At 55.8% G+C, this 13787-nt stretch carries 24 protein-coding genes; all 24 read right to left on the reverse strand.

Annotated features, from left to right (window positions below; genetic code table 11):
• Nucleotide 1: 1 nt before the first annotated feature.
• The 24 genes from TGAM_RS00185 to TGAM_RS00295 all read right to left on the reverse strand — a co-directional run bounded on the left by TGAM_RS00185 (nucleotide 2) and on the right by TGAM_RS00295 (nucleotide 13787).
• The gene (locus TGAM_RS00185) at nucleotides 2-1279 is read right to left on the reverse strand and encodes a hydrogenase large subunit (protein WP_012751197.1); all 1278 of its coding nucleotides are present in this window, start codon (nucleotides 1277-1279) and stop codon (nucleotides 2-4) included.
• Nucleotides 1276-1446, reverse strand: a complete 171-nt coding sequence (locus TGAM_RS11190; RefSeq protein ID WP_169302019.1) for a hypothetical protein — start codon at nucleotides 1444-1446, stop codon at nucleotides 1276-1278. Before TGAM_RS11190 ends, TGAM_RS00185 begins: the two co-directional genes overlap by 4 nt.
• Complete coding sequence (locus TGAM_RS00190; RefSeq protein ID WP_012751198.1) at nucleotides 1443-2009, reverse strand: NADH-quinone oxidoreductase subunit C; 567 nt, start codon at nucleotides 2007-2009, stop codon at nucleotides 1443-1445. The genes TGAM_RS11190 and TGAM_RS00190 overlap by 4 nt, the downstream gene beginning before the upstream one ends.
• Nucleotides 2002-2526: an NADH-quinone oxidoreductase subunit B family protein gene (locus TGAM_RS00195; protein WP_012751199.1), complete on the reverse strand. Its 525-nt coding sequence runs from the start codon at nucleotides 2524-2526 to the stop codon at nucleotides 2002-2004. The genes TGAM_RS00190 and TGAM_RS00195 overlap by 8 nt, the downstream gene beginning before the upstream one ends.
• 6 nt (nucleotides 2527-2532) lie before the next feature.
• Complete coding sequence (locus tag TGAM_RS00200) at nucleotides 2533-2880, reverse strand: hypothetical protein (protein WP_048810934.1); 348 nt, start codon at nucleotides 2878-2880, stop codon at nucleotides 2533-2535.
• Nucleotide 2881: 1 nt separating this feature from the next.
• Complete coding sequence (locus TGAM_RS00205) at nucleotides 2882-4429, reverse strand: proton-conducting transporter transmembrane domain-containing protein (protein WP_012751201.1); 1548 nt, start codon at nucleotides 4427-4429, stop codon at nucleotides 2882-2884.
• Complete coding sequence (locus TGAM_RS00210; protein ID WP_012751202.1) at nucleotides 4426-4785, reverse strand: NADH-quinone oxidoreductase subunit K; 360 nt, start codon at nucleotides 4783-4785, stop codon at nucleotides 4426-4428. Before TGAM_RS00210 ends, TGAM_RS00205 begins: the two co-directional genes overlap by 4 nt.
• Nucleotides 4782-5240, reverse strand: coding sequence for a Na(+)/H(+) antiporter subunit B (locus tag TGAM_RS00215; protein WP_238516217.1), 459 nt, complete (start codon nucleotides 5238-5240; stop codon nucleotides 4782-4784). Before TGAM_RS00215 ends, TGAM_RS00210 begins: the two co-directional genes overlap by 4 nt.
• The gene (mbhE, locus tag TGAM_RS00220; RefSeq protein WP_012751204.1) at nucleotides 5237-5533 is read right to left on the reverse strand and encodes a hydrogen gas-evolving membrane-bound hydrogenase subunit E; all 297 of its coding nucleotides are present in this window, start codon (nucleotides 5531-5533) and stop codon (nucleotides 5237-5239) included. Before mbhE ends, TGAM_RS00215 begins: the two co-directional genes overlap by 4 nt.
• Nucleotides 5530-5793, reverse strand: a complete 264-nt coding sequence (locus TGAM_RS00225; RefSeq protein ID WP_012751205.1) for a DUF4040 domain-containing protein — start codon at nucleotides 5791-5793, stop codon at nucleotides 5530-5532. The genes mbhE and TGAM_RS00225 overlap by 4 nt, the downstream gene beginning before the upstream one ends.
• Entirely contained in the window at nucleotides 5790-6161 is a 372-nt protein-coding gene (mnhG, locus tag TGAM_RS00230) for a monovalent cation/H(+) antiporter subunit G (protein WP_012751206.1), read from the reverse strand. The genes TGAM_RS00225 and mnhG (TGAM_RS00230) overlap by 4 nt, the downstream gene beginning before the upstream one ends.
• Nucleotides 6158-6421 (reverse strand): cation:proton antiporter, encoded by a 264-nt coding sequence (locus TGAM_RS00235; RefSeq protein ID WP_012751207.1) that lies wholly within the window; start codon nucleotides 6419-6421, stop codon nucleotides 6158-6160. Before TGAM_RS00235 ends, mnhG (TGAM_RS00230) begins: the two co-directional genes overlap by 4 nt.
• Nucleotides 6418-6921, reverse strand: a complete 504-nt coding sequence (locus TGAM_RS00240) for a monovalent cation/H+ antiporter subunit E (RefSeq protein ID WP_012751208.1) — start codon at nucleotides 6919-6921, stop codon at nucleotides 6418-6420. The genes TGAM_RS00235 and TGAM_RS00240 overlap by 4 nt, the downstream gene beginning before the upstream one ends.
• Nucleotides 6922-7058: 137 nt before the next feature.
• Nucleotides 7059-8627: a proton-conducting transporter transmembrane domain-containing protein gene (locus tag TGAM_RS00245; protein ID WP_048810935.1), complete on the reverse strand. Its 1569-nt coding sequence runs from the start codon at nucleotides 8625-8627 to the stop codon at nucleotides 7059-7061.
• 10 nt (nucleotides 8628-8637) lie between these two features.
• The gene (locus tag TGAM_RS00250; RefSeq protein ID WP_012751210.1) at nucleotides 8638-9123 is read right to left on the reverse strand and encodes a Na+/H+ antiporter subunit E; all 486 of its coding nucleotides are present in this window, start codon (nucleotides 9121-9123) and stop codon (nucleotides 8638-8640) included.
• Nucleotides 9120-9524, reverse strand: coding sequence for a Na+/H+ antiporter subunit C (locus tag TGAM_RS00255; RefSeq protein WP_012751211.1), 405 nt, complete (start codon nucleotides 9522-9524; stop codon nucleotides 9120-9122). Before TGAM_RS00255 ends, TGAM_RS00250 begins: the two co-directional genes overlap by 4 nt.
• Entirely contained in the window at nucleotides 9521-10279 is a 759-nt protein-coding gene (locus TGAM_RS00260) for an MnhB domain-containing protein (RefSeq protein ID WP_012751212.1), read from the reverse strand. Before TGAM_RS00260 ends, TGAM_RS00255 begins: the two co-directional genes overlap by 4 nt.
• The gene (locus TGAM_RS00265; RefSeq protein WP_012751213.1) at nucleotides 10280-10534 is read right to left on the reverse strand and encodes a hydrogenase subunit MbhD domain-containing protein; all 255 of its coding nucleotides are present in this window, start codon (nucleotides 10532-10534) and stop codon (nucleotides 10280-10282) included.
• The gene (mnhG, locus tag TGAM_RS00270; protein ID WP_012751214.1) at nucleotides 10531-10878 is read right to left on the reverse strand and encodes a monovalent cation/H(+) antiporter subunit G; all 348 of its coding nucleotides are present in this window, start codon (nucleotides 10876-10878) and stop codon (nucleotides 10531-10533) included. Before mnhG (TGAM_RS00270) ends, TGAM_RS00265 begins: the two co-directional genes overlap by 4 nt.
• Nucleotides 10875-11153 (reverse strand): monovalent cation/H+ antiporter complex subunit F, encoded by a 279-nt coding sequence (locus TGAM_RS00275; protein ID WP_048810936.1) that lies wholly within the window; start codon nucleotides 11151-11153, stop codon nucleotides 10875-10877. The genes mnhG (TGAM_RS00270) and TGAM_RS00275 overlap by 4 nt, the downstream gene beginning before the upstream one ends.
• 39 nt (nucleotides 11154-11192) lie before the next feature.
• Complete coding sequence (locus TGAM_RS00280) at nucleotides 11193-12227, reverse strand: formate/nitrite transporter family protein (protein ID WP_012751216.1); 1035 nt, start codon at nucleotides 12225-12227, stop codon at nucleotides 11193-11195.
• Nucleotides 12228-12233: 6 nt separating this feature from the next.
• On the reverse strand, nucleotides 12234-12512 hold the full coding sequence (locus tag TGAM_RS00285) for a hypothetical protein (protein ID WP_148206235.1): 279 nt from the start codon (nucleotides 12510-12512) through the stop codon (nucleotides 12234-12236).
• The gene (locus TGAM_RS00290; RefSeq protein ID WP_015857682.1) at nucleotides 12442-13293 is read right to left on the reverse strand and encodes an NADH-quinone oxidoreductase subunit B family protein; all 852 of its coding nucleotides are present in this window, start codon (nucleotides 13291-13293) and stop codon (nucleotides 12442-12444) included. Before TGAM_RS00290 ends, TGAM_RS00285 begins: the two co-directional genes overlap by 71 nt.
• Nucleotides 13290-13787: a 4Fe-4S dicluster domain-containing protein gene (locus TGAM_RS00295; protein WP_015857683.1), complete on the reverse strand. Its 498-nt coding sequence runs from the start codon at nucleotides 13785-13787 to the stop codon at nucleotides 13290-13292. The genes TGAM_RS00290 and TGAM_RS00295 overlap by 4 nt, the downstream gene beginning before the upstream one ends.

Consider the following 13787-nt stretch of genomic DNA (forward strand, 5'->3'; position numbering starts at 1 on the left):
ATCACCTCGAACAGCCAAGTCCAACGGGGGTCGGGTCGCCCTTCACATCTGGATTGATCTCGCGCGTTTTCTTTATCGAGGCCCTGATGAGGTCCTTCTCGGTCAGGATCCTCTTCCTTCCGTTCTCGACCACCGCAACCCTGTCCGTACAGCTCAGGCATGGGTCTATCGAGGCGACAGCAACGACGAAGTCGGCCACCTGGTCGCCCTTGACGCCCTCAGCGACCGCGAACAGGTTCGGAAACGTCGGCTCCCTCGGCTTCCAGCGGAGGGGCTTGTCGCTTCCCTTCTTTCCGCGGACGTAGTGCACCAGCTCGCCCCTCGGCGCCTCATACCTGCCTATTCCCTCGCCGTCAACCATAAGGCGAAGCTTCGCGTAGAGGACGTTGTCCTTGGGGAAGGCCTTTATCTTACCGTCGGGCATCCCATCGAGGGCGTGCTCGATAAGCTCTAAACTCTGCCACAGCTCGCCTATCCTCACCGCCATCCTGTCGAATACATCGCCCCTCGGCCTTTCGCCCGTAACGTCCTGGGGCATGACCGGCTTTATTCCCAGGTCCGGGTAAACCCCTAACTTCTCGCTCCAGCGCGCGTCGTCACGGATTCCGCTTCCCCTTCCAGTGGGCCCGACTGCTCCCTGCTCTAAAGCCACGCGCCTGCTTATAACCGCGCAGTCCCTGAAACGGGCCTCTATCGTCGGGTCGTGGAGGAAAATATCTTCAATCTGCGGGAAGACCTCCTTGTAGTACTTTATCATGTCGAGGATTATCCTTCTCCTCTTCTCGTCTATGTCCCTCCTGACGCCTCCGATGGTTACCATCGAGTAGTTGACGCGGTTTCCTGCAACGGCCTCAAGCGTGTCCATGACCTTTTCACGGGCGAGCCAGGTGAGGTGCAGAACCGTGTCGTAGCCTATGTCATGCGCTAAAACGCCGAGGTTTAGCAGGTGGCTGTGTATCCTCTCGAGCTCGCCGATGATCACGCGGATGTACTCTGCCCTCTCGGGAACCTCTATTCCAGCGGCCTCTTCCACCGCCCTCGTGTAGGTGTGGTTGTGGGAGAAACTGCATATCCCGCATATCCTCTCGGCCAGGTACATTATCTGGATGTAGTTCCTCCTCAGGGCTATCCACTGGATTCCGCGCAGGTTGTAGCCGAGCTTAACATCGACGTCAACTATCCTCTCGCCGTCGAGGGTGAGTATGAACTTCTCGGGTTCCTCCAAGCCGGGATGAATCGGGCCGAAGGGTATCTTGACCCAGTACTCAACCTTCGTCATTGGGAACCGCCTCCCAGAGCCCTTCTGGCGAAGCGCTCGCGGAAAGCCTTCAACTCACAAACCCGCTCCTCTACCTGTGGAGGTCTCTTAAGGTCAGTTATGGGTTTGTTCGCTCCTTTCACGATGCCTGACGGCGAATGAGCGCGAACTTCAACAAAAGGCATCATCTCTTAGCACCTCCTCTGATATAATATGGATGACCCGCATTGTGCACCATCTCCTCTGGAATGCCCTTGTCGTCGAGGCGGAGCGGGTATATACCTTCGGGGAAGTCGTCCGGTAAAAAGAGCCTCCTCTTGTCTGGGATGCCCTCGAAGACTATCCCGACCATCTCTGCCGCTTCCCTCTCGTACTGGGTCGCTATGGGGAAGACGTCGCTGATGTCTGGAATCACCGGGTCGTCCTTCGGCGCGCGGACGTCAACTATGAGCGACACCGCGGGAGCGTCGTCGTAGTGGATTGCGAGGTGGCTCAGGAAGCCCAGCTCGTCCCCCAAATCCTGCTCGATGCCTATCGAGTAGTGGGCCTCGCCGTCGAGCTCCTTTATGAACCTCATTAGGGCCTTGTAGTCCTCCCGCGGGATTCTGACCCAGACCCTCTCGCGCCCCCACTTGTTGACCCTGACCTCGACCTGGGCATTTGGAAAGCGCTTCGCTATTGTTTCAGCCACTTTTTGGGTCTTGGTGGGCTCTCTGACCTCGTTCGCCTCGTTAACGGGATTATCATTCATGTTCCTCCCCTCCCGGGACTTCTCCTTTCAGGATTTTAGCCAGCTTTTCCAGTGCCAAAACAACCCCATGTAGTATCGCCTCCGGCCTCGGCGGACAGCCCGGGACGTAAACATCGACAGGAATCACGTTGCTCAGCGGCGCGTTGGTGAAGGGGCTCTCGTAGAAGACACCGCCACCGGTGGCACAGGCCCCGACGGCCACCACTATCTTCGGGTCAGGTGTCTGCTCGTAAACCAGTTTGACCCTCTCAAGGCTCTGGTTGGTTACGGGCCCGGTGACGAGGAGTATGTCAGCGTGCCTCGGACTTCCGACGAGTTTGACTCCAAAGCGCTCCGCGTCGTACCTCGGTGTCAAAATGGCTATGATTTCGATGTCGCAGCCGTTGCACGAGCCGGTGTTCACGTGGAAGACCCAGGGCGACCTCCCTATGTAGCGGCACAGCTGGGCGATTCTCTTTTCAAGCCTCTCGCGCTCCGATGAGTTTGAACCGTTGTTGGCGGGAACTGTTATCGCCATTCCATCTCACCCCCAGATGAGCAATACCACCATCACGAAGGCGGTCGTTATTATCAGGTAGCTCACGTAATCCGTGAGCAGTCCTGTGTGCTCCCCTCTGAGGGCCGTGAAGAAGCGCTTGAGCGCGTATGTTAGTCCCCACATGACGTTCCTGCCGGTGTAGCTGCCCTCAAAGTGCTCGAAGCCCGGAATAACCTTCTCGGGGTCCTCACCGCTGATGAATATCTTCGTCCCGTCGCCAACTTCCCTCGTCCCCATTCCGCTCCTCTTCGCCCACTTGTCGAGGAGGTAAGCCAGGATGAGTCCGACGATGAAAACGAGGACGAAGTAGAGCGCATCCCAGTAGCCGAACATTTCACGCACCTCCTAAGACAGCGCTTATGTAGGCCAGCTGGTCCTCAAGGGCTTTGACCGCTGGAAGCATGATCTTCTCGCTTATCTGCCAGGGGAAGAGCCCCATGATGACTATCGCGACCGCGAGGATTATTATCGGCCAGAGCATGCTCGCCTCGGGGTCTCTGGCCTTCATGACCCTCTCGCTGGGCCTTCCGAAGAAGGTGTAGAGAACCCTGACGTATGCTGCCGTACAGAATGCCGTTCCGATTATCGCTATCGCGCCGAGTATCGGGTTGAATATGGCCGAGCTCTCGTAGATGAGCCACTTGCTCGCGAAGCCGTTGAGGGGTGGCATTCCCACTATTGCGGCCGCTCCTATGAGGAAGGCGAAGGTTGTTTTCGGCATTGTCTTAGCTAAACCGCTCAGCTCGTTCAGGTCCCTCGTGCCGAGCTCGTGGATTACGACTCCTGCAATCAGGAAGAGGAGCGCCTTCATGAGTGCGTGGTTGAAGGTGTGGTAAATCGCTCCTGCAAGGGCCACCTCGCCAGTGTGGCTTCCGTAGGCCGCTAAGCCGATTCCGAGGCCGAGGAGGATGTAGCCTATCTGTCCCACCGAGGAGTAAGCCAAGAGTCTCTTCATGTCTGTCTGGACTACTGCCATCGCGTTGCCTATTATCAGAGTCAGGCAGGCGAAGATTATGATGACCCAGCCGACTGTCTTGACGCTGACGCTCGCGCCGTAGATGCTGAGGAGTATCCTCGCCAGGGCGTAGACCCCTCCGACCTTGATGACCAGTCCGGAGAGCATGGCGCTTATTGAGCTCGGCGCGGCCGGGTGGGCATCTGCCAGCCACATGTGAACTGGTGAAGCACCGCTCTTGAAGAGGAGCCCCGCTATGAAGAGAGCTAAAGCGACCTTTGCAGTAACCGTCGGGTTCTCAATGATCTTAATTGCCATATATCCCATCGTCAGCGTCCCGTACTGGCCGTAGAGGAGGGCTATGCCGAGCAGGACGAGCGAGCTCGCTATCGAGCCGACGAACATGTACTTGATGCCGGCTTCAATGCCCTCCCATGTGTCGTTCCTGAACGCTACCAGCGCGTAGCTCGCTATGCTCATGATTTCGAGGAAGACGTAGAAGTTGAAGAGGTCACCGGTTATCGCTATGCCGAGCATTCCGAGCTCGAGGATTAGGATGAGGGTGTAGTACTTGTCCAAGCCAGTGTCGTGCTTCATGTAGCCGAGCGAGTAAACCACCGCGAGGAAGCTAACGAGGGCCACCATGAGCACCATTATCGCGCCGAGGAGGTCTACCTCCCAGACTATCCTTATCGGGAAGCTGACGCCCTGGCCGAGCGGGCTCTTGGCTCCGAGGGTGTAGACGATTATCCCCTTGTCCTCCCAGACAGAGTAGAAGAGCGCCGAGGCGACAGCCAATGTAGCACCGCTGATTATTACGGCCCAGGCTTCCCTCGCCTTCCTGCCGATGAGGCTCACTATCGGCATCGAGAACGCTCCGAAGAGCGGGATGATTATGAGGTAGGGCAGGATTGCTTCCCCGTTCATCCCCTCAACCTCCTCAGAGCTCTCACGTCAAGGGTTCCGTAGTGGCGATAGGCGTTTATCGTCAGGGCCATTGCCAGCGAGAGGACGCAGACGCCGATGACTATGCTCGTGAGGACCAGAGCCTGCGGAAGTGGCCCCACCATCGGGCTCTTCAGGGTCTCATAGCCTGTGTAAATTGGCGCCGTCGGAACCTCGTTCAGCTCTATGCGGTAGCCGAGGCTGATCAGGAGCAAATGAATGCCAGAATCTATGATGTCCAGAGCAAGAATCAGCTTGATGAGGTTTCTTTTGGCTAAGAAGGCATATATCCCGAGGACTATGAGAAGGAAGGCCGTTATGAATTGAAACTGAATCATGACCTCCACCTCCGGTACATGGCTATGGCAACGAGCGCGCTCACGAGACCTGTGAAGACCTTAAGGCCGACGGCAAGGTTCATTATGGGCAGGAACCCTGCCGAGAGGAGCGTTCCGGGCTTTCCGTTGAAGAACGGGCCGTTGTGCCAGAGCGTGTTGTAGAAGAACGCCGTGCCTATGCCGAGCATCGCCGCGCCGAGGAAGACGAGACCGCCGAGTCCCTCGAGGGCAGAGTACAGGTGCTTGTTGTAGTGCTTCCTCATCTCGTTGAGGCCGAATGCCACGAGAAACAGTATTCCAGCCCCAGCTATCGTCGCTCCTCCCTGGAAGCCACCTCCCGGTGTCAGGTGACCGTGGGCCACTATGTAGGCTCCGAAGATGCCTATGAGCGGGATTATGGCCCTCGCTGAAGTTTTGACGATGAGCCCCATGTCGGTGCCGCACCTCGGCCTCATTCCTCATCCCTCCTCCAGGGCCTCAGAAGGGCCACCGCTCCCGCTATGGCCGTGAAAAGGACGGTCGCCTCTCCAATCGTATCGTAGCCACGGTAGTCGAACACTATGTCCGTGACGATGTTGGTACCGCCGACTTCCTGAACGCCGTGTGTGATGTAGTAGTCATCGGTGTAGCGGAGGTTCTTCCAGTCGTCCCCGCCCGGGCCGAACTTGAGGCCGTAGTTGGGATTGGCCACGTAGAGAAGCACCCCGAGGATGAAGAGCAGTGAGAGGTAAGCTATCGTCTTCTTCATCGTTCCACCTCCCATCTTTCGGTCTTCGCTATGCCGTAAACCACGAGGGCGGTAACCACACCGGCACCGACGGCGGCCTCGGCTATCGCGACGTCAGGCGCGTGTAGCATGTAGAACTCGAGGCTGAGGAGCAGGCTCATCGCGGCCGACATAAGCGTTGCCGCGAGAAGGTCCCTGAAGCGAATCGTGAGGTAGGCAGTGATGAGGACGCCGATGAGTATTATTGCCTGAATAATCATGTCAAGTGTCAGGGCGTTCATTCCTTCCCACCCCCGAGCTTCTCCTCGTATGCATCGATGACGGCTTTAGCCGGCTTGTAACCGCTCAGGTGCGCGGCTTTCGCTATTGCGTGCGCTCCGACCGGGTTCGTGAGGAGGAGCGCTATCAGGGCCACGAAGCTGTGGAGGGTCATCTGGAGGTACTTCGCATCGCCCGTGACGTGGAGTCTGTACAAAGCGTGGGTCGCAACCGCAAAAACGGCGAATATCGTTCCAAAGGTGGTGCACTTGGTCGCACCGTGAAGTCTCGTGTAAACGTCCGGGAAGCGGTGGAGGGCTATGCTCCCGAGGAGGTTGAAGGTGATGTTTACCGCGAGGAAGGCGTAAATCAGGTAGTTGACCCAGCTCATTCCAATCCCCCCTGGAGGTACCTCGCGATTATGAGCGTTCCGATGTAGCTCAGGAGCGCGTAGACGATTGCAATGTCAATGTAAATCGTCCTGTCGTAGGCCGCTCCGAGGAGAACCATCGCCGCGACGACGAGCGTGTTGAGCGTATCAACTCCCACGACCCTGTCGGGGACGCTTGGTCCGAGGAGAATCCTGAGTATCGCCAGGAACGCCGCAAACGAGATTATCAGTGCCGAGTAAAAAAAGACCGGCTCAATCATTTCCCCAACCTCCTGGCCCACTTTTCGAAGGGTCCCGAGACGGGCTCCGAGCTCTCAGGCCTCTCCATTCCCTTCGGTATGTCAATCCAGTGGACGTAGAGGGCCTTTTCCTCTGGGCGGGCGTCTATGGTCAGCGTTCCGGGCGTGAGGGTTATCGAGTTGCCGAGTATCGTGTACTGTGCGTCCTCCTCGAGGTCAACGGGAACCCTGACGATTCCGGGCCTTATCCTCCCTGTTATGACGAGCCACGCAACGTGGAAGTTTGCCTTGACCATTCCCCAGAAGAGGACCGGAGCGTAGGCAATCCACTCGAGCCACCTTATCGGATTCAGGAAGCGGGTCGACTTCTCCCCGACGACGTCCTTCGTCGCGTACCCGATTATTCCAGCAAATATCAGGCCCGCTATGAGCTCTTGGCTGCTCCAGAGTAGCCCGTTGGTTCCGGCCGTTAGAACGAGCCAGAGGACGTAGGCGAAGACGAAGGCGACTATGAAGGGCAAGCTACCACCTCCGGATTAACATTTTTGTTTACCCTCGATTTTGACTTCTCTTTCCCGCTTAAAACGGTTTTCCAAAGCTCAGTTTGTCAAAAAAAGGTAAGAAACGCCTCGTTGTAAACCAAAAGTTAAAGAAGGGCTCAGAGGCCGAGTTTGGTTTTTGCCGCGTACTCCAAGGCCTTCTGGATGTACACCCTGTAATCCACCGCCTGAACAGCTGCCGGCTCAACGTAGTGACTGACCACATACGGAGCAACCAAGCCAACAACAACACACGCCAAAGCCAAAACCAAGCAAACACCACTCATGCTCCAGCTTTCTCTGAGCTCAACCTCCTTCCCGGGCTTTCCAAGCCAAACCTCATAGAACACCCTCACATAAGCCACCAAGGCAGTCACCGAACTAACAACAAGCACCAAAGCCAGCACTGGATTCTCATCCAAGAACGCGTTGAAGAGAAGTAACTTACTGAAAAACACGTTGAACGGCGGCACACCAACCAAACTCAGCGAAGCCACCGCCAAACTGAACGTCGCCACTGGCATCTTCCTCCCAAGACCCGCCAAATCCTCCAAGTTCCTCGAGCCGGCAGCGTGAATGAAAACCCCAGCCGAGAGGAAGAGCAAGGCCTTGGCGATAGCATGATTCACCATGTGGAAGATTGCCGCGCTCAGGGCAAGCTGAGTGCCAACCCCCACGGCCATTACAAGGTAACCCATGTGCATTACCGTCGAGTAAGCAATCAGCCTCTTCACGTCCCTCTGGACAAGCATCATTAACGCCCCGAACAGGGCTGAAACCGCCCCAAGGAGCATTAGGACGATGCTGAGCGCGTGAATCACGCTGGACAGAGTGGAAGTTAAAGCTCCACCGTAAACCGTGTACAGGAATCTTGCTAAAGCGTAAACGCCAACGTTAACCACTAGTCCAGAGAGTATTGCCGAAATCGGACTTGGAGCGGCCGGATGAGCTTCCGGAAGCCAGAAGTGGTTTGGAAACACTGCCGCCTTAATCAGGAACGCCCACGTGGCCAAAGCCAAAGCAACCCCAGAGGCAATCACGACATCCCTGTACGGCTCCCCAACCACCGGGAAACTCATCCCGTGAATCAACGCGCTCAAGTTTGCGAAGTTGAGAGTTCCAAAGCCGTAATAAAGGACTCCGAGAGCTATGAAGTACATTGTCGTCCCAACCGCGCCAATCAGCGCGTACTTCAAGCCAGCGACGACAGAATCCCCTCTATCCCTGTAGTACATGACTAAAGCGTAAGCCGCGATGCTGGTAACTTCAATCATGACGAAGAGGTTAAACGCGTCGCCCGTTAAGAGGACGCCGAGCAAGCCAGCCTCAAGCCCGAGGTAAAGCGTGTAATACCATTCCAAACCACCCTCGCCCTCAAGGTAGCGGTAACTGTAGATTGCAATGAGGAACATTAACGCGGCAGTTACCAGGGCTATTAAAGCACTCATCCTGTCAACCTCATAAATTATGCCCACCGGAGCAGTCCAACCACCGAAAGTGTAAATCAAAGGCTCGTTTGAAGAGTACGCCAGCTGAAAGAGTTTGACGGCACTCAGGAGGGTCAAGCCCGTGCCTGTCAAAGCGTAAGCCTGCACAATCCTCCTGTCGCCCTTGACGAGGATTGAAGTTAGCGGTAATGCGAAGGCGAAGAGGATTGGGATTATTGGGGTCAGGCCAACCACGTTCATCCTCACCACCTCACTCGAATATCCTCTCCGCGTACTTCTCAAACTCCTCACAGATTTCTTTTTTAGCCTCTTCAGGCTCCTCAGTAGTCACGTTAATCCAGTTCACGTACAAGTAATTCTCATCCACGTCAACCACGACCGTTCCAGGAGTGTTGGTAATCGAGTTGGCAACGAGAGTCCTCGCGTACTCGCTCTTCACCTTCAACGGAACCTTTACAATGCCCGGCTCAATGTCACCAGTGATTATCCGCCTCATCACGTCCAAGTGCGCCTTGACTTCCGCGACAAGGAAGTACCAGAGGAAGTAAACCAATCCCCACGCCCACCTGACTGGATTGAGGGCTTTCGCGTCATTCTCCACGAGGAACCTCCCAACGAGGAGGCCGATGGTTACTCCAACTATTACGCCAGTAACCAAATCGTAAGGTGTGAGTGAGCCCGTGAAGATGATGTACGTGATGAAGGCTAGCAAGGCTGTCGCCGCAACTCCCCTCATGCTTCATCCCTCCTCAGCAGTTCTGGTAGGCTCTTCCCGACTTCTCTAACGTCCAGCGTCCCGTAAATCCTGTAAATTTGAATTACCGCGAAGGCGATGAGAATGTTGACCGCCATGCCAATGACTACCGCAGTTATGACCAGTGCCTGTGGCAGTGGATCAACGGCCGTTTTAACGAACTCTCCAACGGCACTCTTTGAGAGTTCGGGCAGGATTGGGGGTTTTACTGGGTAAATTACTCTGTAACCGAGGAGGACGACGAGGACGTTTGCCGTATCGCCGAAGATTGTCAGGGCTATGAGTTTTTTCACGAGGTTTGGTTTTGCAACGATTCCGTAAACGCTTATGATGAGCGTCGCGAGGAGTGAGACTATCGTAATGCTCCATAGGAGTGATATCATCTCCTCACCCCCAGGAATTTCTTGAACTTCTCCTCTGGAATGCTGAGAAGCAGGAAGACCGCCGTGAAGCCCGCGCCTACCGCGAGGTACTCGAAGAGGTTGTACAATACGAGGGAACCGCCCAACGGCACTCCGAGGGCTTTTGCCGGGAAGATTGGTTGGTTCTGCATGATGTAACCGCTGACGAGGAGTGGGGTTAAAGCCGTGAGTGCTATTCCGAGTAAGCCAATGGAGCGGATTATTATTGCCCTCGTCTTGTCTAAACCGTTTTTCTCGAGGGCGTATTTGGTGTAGGCGGCTATTACGAGGAGGGGCGCTACTGCTAATGCCGAACCGCCCTGGAAGCCGCCGCCTGGCGTTAACTGCCCGTGTAAAGCTATTGAGGCTGAGACAGCTAAAATCATTGCAACCGTGAGTTTTGTGACTACGACAACTGGTTCTGGAAGCTGTGGTTTTGGCTCGCCCTGTTTTGCTTCTTCGGCTTGTTCTTTGTTTAGTCTGAAGAGGGTGAGGCTTCCGATTATTGCGAGGAAGAAGACGGCCGTTTCGAAGAGTGTGTCAACGCCACGGTAGTCCCAGAGGATTGAGGTTACTGCCTCCGGGCTTTTTGCTGAGTGTTCTCCGAAGTAGCTGTTTTCGAGGTAGTACTCTCCGAGCGGGTGGAGGTTTTCGGGTGGGGTGAGATTTTGAGCGACATAGCAGGCTACTCCGAGGACTGTGATGAGGATTGTAAGCAGGCCGATTAATCGCTTCATTCACACCACCTCGTACCGTTCGGTTTTTCCGATGATGAAGATGAGGAGTGCCGAGTAGATTCCGACTGCGATTGCGACGTAAGCCAGGACGATGTCGGGCGCCATGAGGGTGTGGAATATGAGTGCGTAGGCTATTGCCTGGATTGCGGAGTAGCCTACTGCTTTGAGGAGATCTTTTTCGGTTATTGCTAGGTAGGAGGCGATTAATCCGATTAGTGCGGTTATTGCGAGGATTGTTAAGTGTAACTCAATCATTTTCTCGCCTCCTTTAGGTGGTCGGTTTTGGGGTTCCACTCCACAGCGTTAGTTTTGTGGGCGGCGTATGCTAATGCTGTGGCTCCTGCTGGTGCCGCGAGGAGGGTGATTATTCCTGTGATGAGGCTGGCGCCGGCTATTGCGTATTTGTTTGGAATGTTTGTGCTGAGGGCGAGGAGGGCCACGCCAAAGAGTGGAACTGCTGCTCCTCCTATTGTTCCGATTGTTGCTGCGTGTAGTCTGATGTAGAAGTTTGGGAATTTTAGGAGGCCGATTGCTCCGAAGAGGTCGCAGATTCCGCCGATGATAACGAGTATTGCGCCGAGGGTGAAGAGTGTGTTCACGCTCCCACCTCCTTTTTTGTGAGGTGGTTTGCGATGTAAATGTCGAGGAGGTAGGCCCAGAGTGCGAGGGTTATGGCTCCACTGATGAGATACACGCTTTTGAAGTATACTGCGAGGATTGCCATGAATGCGGCTATGTCGAAGCTCATGCAGTCTACTGCGAGGATTATGTCTGGTATTGTTGGGCCTTTGATGGCTCTGACTGTGTAGAGGATGAATGCCGTCACGTAGAGTGGGAGGATGATTCTCATGAGCATAACAACCCCAAACGACATCAGTCTCACCTCTCAAATTGTGAAAAAAGGAAAGGGCCATCAGGCGGGCTTGGCGACCTTGGCAAGCGCAAAGGTGCCGACTATGTAGTAGATTGACAGCACCACCGGGACGGCGTACATGGCACCTCTTCCCATGGCCTTATCAAGGGCGATGCCTATTCCAGCGGGTATCAGCGTGGCCAGAATCCAGAACACTGCGAACACGACGAAGAAGTCAACGATTTCCTTGACGAGTCTCTCGGCCGTCAGCTCGGGGTGGCTGAGGTACCAGTAGTAGAACGCCACGAAGAGGAAGCCTCCAACCGCGTTGCCGAAGGTCACTGGGATTACGTTGTGGAAGAACTGGCTCCAGGTTACGGCGTAGTTGCTGGCTATTATGCCCGTCGGAATCGCCCACATGTTCGCTATCGCGTGCTCGAAGCCTATGGCAACGAAGGCGAATATCGGGAACCATATGGCCAGTATCTTGCCGGCCCCGTCCTGCACTCTCGCGGATTGCCAGATGGCGAGGTTGACGAGCCAGTTACATCCTATTCCAAGGAAGAACAGGGCCAGTATGTCCTTTGAGACCTTGCCGTGCGCTATTGCAACGACAGTCTTACCGAAGAGGTTCGGGTCGCCGACGTGGCCGAAGAGCCCGGTAAGGGGAATCGCCATGAGCGCCAGGAATATCGAGCCTATGAAGTTTCCACCGTAGCTTCCGAACCAGTTGTAGAGGACGCACTTGAAGTCGGCGTAACCCTTGACCTTGGCCGAGCTGAGGAACTGGACGTTGCCTGTCCAGAGGTCCGCTCCTCCAAGGACGACCGCTATGAGGCCGACCGGGAAGACCGCACCGAGCAGTATTTTTAGGAGCGCCTTGTTGAAGGTGTCACCCACTGCAAACGGCGGGTACTTGGCGATACAGCCGGCCACGACGGCCAGCAGGAAGCCGAAGGCTATGAAGGCACCCGCCATAAAGCCGGCGAAGAGCAGCCTTCCAGGGGTTGTCTTAAACTTCGGGGTGGCCTTCTTGGCTATGCCCTCAAAGGTCGTATCCACCCCGTACAGTATTTTCTCCTTTGCATCCACCATCTTCGCTCACCCCCTTTCCAATTTGAGCTTTTCATCGGGTTTCAGGCCGCTGAGGGCCCTCATCAGGACTTCCCTGTCCCTTCCGGGGAGTTTGAGCTTGAGGACCCCCGGAAGGTCATCTAAGGTAAGGTATGAACGTCCGAAGACCTTCCGTATCAGTTTGCACGTCTCCACCGACACCTCACCGACCTCCTCGTAGAGGGTGAAGTCGGCGTCAACGTGGTCCAGCATCGCCGTCAGCGGAGACCTGAAGCCCACGTACCTCGCCTTGAGGAGCTTTGGCACTCCCCTTCACCTCCCATCCGTACTTCTCCTTCAGCCTGAGGAACTCCCGTTCGAGAACCCTCATGGCGAGTGAAACCCTCGGGTCAGGGTTCTTCAGGCAGTAGCCCTGAATGAGTCCGTGTAGCTCCTCCGCGCTCTTGGCTTTCGCGACGAGCTCCATGAAGTCCTCGAGAACCTTCTCCCTGTCGAAGTAGCCGACGACGTACTTCAGTCTCTCCCTCAGGCTCAGGCGTATCCTCTCCTCGATTGGATACTCGGGAAGCTCGAAGCCGACCTCTTCGGTGTAGTACTCCCCCTTGACCTGCTTCTCAACGAGTCCCAGAGCCAAAGCTACTCCATAGAGTATTTCCTCGGGCCTCGGGGGACAGCCGGGGATGTAAACGACGGGACCAACGTATTCTCCCTCGTCCCTCAAGTCCTGAACCAGCTCGAATATTCCGCCCCTCCTCGGGTATTCTTGTCCCTCCCTGCCGCTCTCAGGACGTCTGTATATCGGATAGCCGTTGTAGAATATCCCCCCGCTGCATGCGCACGTTCCTATGGCCACTATTATCCTCGGCTTCGGGGGCATCGCCTTTATTGCCTCTTTGGCCGCGTAGTAGGCCTGCCTCGTGAGCGGGCCCGTTGCGGCCATCGCGTGGGCGTGCCTCGGTGAAGCGGCAAGCCTGACGCCCAACCTTTCGGCGTCGTAGTAAGGTGTTAGAATGTCGAAGAGCTCTATCTCGCACCCGTTGCAGGCTCCGGTGTCGAGGTGGAAGACATAAAGCGAGCGGAGCCTCATTCTACCACCTCCCTGCTCGCCTCTACGGCATCATCAACTGTGAGCTTCCTCCTGCAGTTCCTGCAGAGGATTGCGCGTTTTCTGATTTCATCCCCGTCGAAGAGCCCCTCTGGGAGTATCTGGAGGGCCTTTTCGAGGGCCCTCTCGGTGTAGTCCGTGTAGCTTCCGCAGTTGGGACACCTGTGGAGCCTTAGCTCAACGACCTCGACGTGGTCTTTCCTGTCGAGGGTTGCCACCTCGAAGTTCCTCGTCATCCTTATCGCTCCCGTCGGGCAGGCCTCGTCACAGCGGGCACAGCGTATGCACCTGCCAACGTCGAGGACGATTTTTCTCGTTCCCTTTTCGTAATCGTCTATCCTCAGCAGCGCATCGGCGGGACAGGCGTTAACGCAGGCGCCACAGCCTATGCAGAGCCTCGGGTTTATGTGCGGAACTCCCCTGTACTCGGGAGGGGCCTCAATCTTCACGAAGGGGTACTTCAGCGTGACGGCCAT

The sequence above is a fragment of the Thermococcus gammatolerans EJ3 genome, from assembly GCF_000022365.1.
In the GTDB taxonomy this organism is placed as follows: domain Archaea; phylum Methanobacteriota_B; class Thermococci; order Thermococcales; family Thermococcaceae; genus Thermococcus; species Thermococcus gammatolerans.